Below are 1,995 nucleotides of genomic sequence, written 5' to 3' on the forward strand. Positions count from 1 at the left end.
GTTAATCGTTGGGGCTCAACTTCGGATAACTTTCGGTGCTTCCGCGGCGCTTCGGGCTTGCTACGCAACCCTTGCTTGGCCTTCGGCACATTTTGCTTTGTCACTCGCCTTGCATGGCAAGTCTCGTGCCAAGTGCTTCGCACTCGCAAAACGTCGGAACACCTTGGTCGTTAGACGAAAGGCCAAAATAGAATAATTTTATGAGAGGAATTGTAATAGGTGCAGGAGCAAGCTTTTCAGAATCTTTAGCAGTAAATGCGCCAATTGAATTCCAAATGCCATTAGTAAAGAATTTTGCTCGTCAAACTTGGTTTGATTGGGATCCGGGCATCTATTTGTATCTATACTTATTGAGTATAAATATAAATGTTACTGATACGACCCAAATGAATAAGCAATTCTTTGAACTCGAAGCTAATGGGGATACAAATATTGAAAAATTTTTTGAATTTGCATGGAATAATCGCAATCATCCTCTAGTACTTCAACAAAGCTCTTTGCCAGGTATCGAAATTGGAATTTCACCCTGGGAAAACATGTTATATCATAGCTTTGGAAAACCTCTTCATTTTATAATGTTGCAAGCATTCCATGAAAACGGAGTAGGGTTTGTAAGATTCATTGAATCAGAAAAAATAATAAAAAAGTTAAATAAAGATGATTTAATATTAAATTTGAACTACGATACCATTTTTGAAATTGCGCTCCAGCAAAATTCACTCTCATTCAAGTATGAATATATTCCACCTACTTCGAATGAAATCACCGTTTTTAAACCTCACGGATCATTAAATATGCTAATTTCGAAAGATGGCTATTTTGCATTTAGTCAACCTGAAGCTGCAGGACATTCCATTGAAGGATGGGCTTGCTTTATAGGTTTAGTTCCTCCAAGATTGAATAAAAATTATCTTCAACATCCGATTTCTGCGCAAATAATGGCGAATATGAAGAGTCATCCAAAGCCAAATATTCTTACTTTTTGGGGAGTGGGTATTACTGAGAGTGATATTGATTTAAACGAGATTTATAAAGATTGGTCAATAAGTGTCGATTCCATTGAAGTTATAAATCCTGATAAACAGGTCGCGGATAAAGTGTCACATTTATTAGGTAAGAAAGTAGATTGGTATCCTACTGTTGATGAATGGGTAAACGTATAAGTTTTGGCCCATCGTCTAACTTTCGGTGCTTCCGCAGCGCTGCGGGCTTGCTACGCAACCCTTGCTTGGGCTGCGCCACATTTTGCTTTGTCACTCGTCTTGCAGTGGCAAGTCTCGTGCCAAGTGCTTACGCACTCGCAAAACGTCGGAACACCTCGGTCGTTAGGCGAAATGAAGCGTTAAAATTTTCTTTATTAATGGGATTTCAAAAGGGGAGATCATTATATTCGTTTAATTGATTTCTTTGATAAGATAATTCCAATTACTATACATATAAATAGTTTATTTATTGCTTGAAATAGTGTATAATTCATCTTTGGTTGAATGCCAAAAGTTTTTGAAAGAAACGGCTATAAGTTCTTCTTTTTTGCAAACGAAGGAAATCCTCGAGAACCAGTTCATATTCATGTGAGAAGAGGAGAAAAATTAGCAAAATTCTGGCTAAAGCCAAATGTAAAGTTAGAAGATAACTACGGATTTAATTCTAAAGAGTTAAATTGGATTGAAGAAGAGATTGAGAAGAATTTAAATCTGATAGAAGGTAAATGGAATGATTTCTTCGGTATCTGAAGCGAAAGCTCAAAGAATTGGTTTGATGATGATAATCTTTGGCTATCTTTGTATGATGGCAGAACTTTATCCGTTCCACTTGCTTATTTTCCTCGATTAAGAAAGGCAAACAAAGAACAACTTGAAAGGTATGAGATTAGCGGAGGGGGAATAGGTCTTCATTGGGATGATTTAGATGAAGACATTAGTGTTCCTGGTCTTTTGCTTGGAAATGGCGATCTCACCTCACATAATAAAAATTTATAAATCCTTCTTATATTAA

Annotated in this window: 3 protein-coding genes; all 3 read left to right on the forward strand. The window is 36.7% G+C overall.

The window, feature by feature from the left end:
- Positions 1-200 precede the first annotated feature (200 nt).
- The 3 genes from LEP1GSC192_RS07930 to LEP1GSC192_RS19420 all read left to right on the forward strand — a co-directional run bounded on the left by LEP1GSC192_RS07930 (position 201) and on the right by LEP1GSC192_RS19420 (position 1,979).
- A complete protein-coding gene (locus LEP1GSC192_RS07930) occupies positions 201-1,163 on the forward strand; it encodes an SIR2-like domain protein (RefSeq protein WP_020769430.1) in 963 nt (320 codons plus the stop codon).
- Between the two features lie 324 nt (positions 1,164-1,487).
- Positions 1,488-1,733: a DUF4160 domain-containing protein gene (locus LEP1GSC192_RS07935; RefSeq protein WP_020769427.1), complete on the forward strand. Its 246-nt coding sequence runs from the start codon at positions 1,488-1,490 to the stop codon at positions 1,731-1,733.
- A gap of 48 nt (positions 1,734-1,781) precedes the next feature.
- On the forward strand, positions 1,782-1,979 hold the full coding sequence (locus tag LEP1GSC192_RS19420) for a DUF2442 domain-containing protein (RefSeq protein WP_020769429.1): 198 nt from the start codon (positions 1,782-1,784) through the stop codon (positions 1,977-1,979).
- Positions 1,980-1,995: the final 16 nt, after the last annotated feature.

This window comes from Leptospira sp. B5-022, assembly GCF_000347035.1.
Lineage (GTDB): Bacteria > Spirochaetota > Leptospiria > Leptospirales > Leptospiraceae > Leptospira_B > Leptospira_B cinconiae.

Bases quoted from the DNA above. Each gene is read 5' to 3' on its own strand.
- LEP1GSC192_RS07930 (WP_020769430.1), top strand. From the start codon at position 201: ATGAGAGGAATTGTAATAGGTGCAGGAGCAAGCTTTTCAGAATCTTTA.
- LEP1GSC192_RS07935 (WP_020769427.1), top strand. From the start codon at position 1,488: ATGCCAAAAGTTTTTGAAAGAAACGGCTATAAGTTCTTCTTTTTTGCA.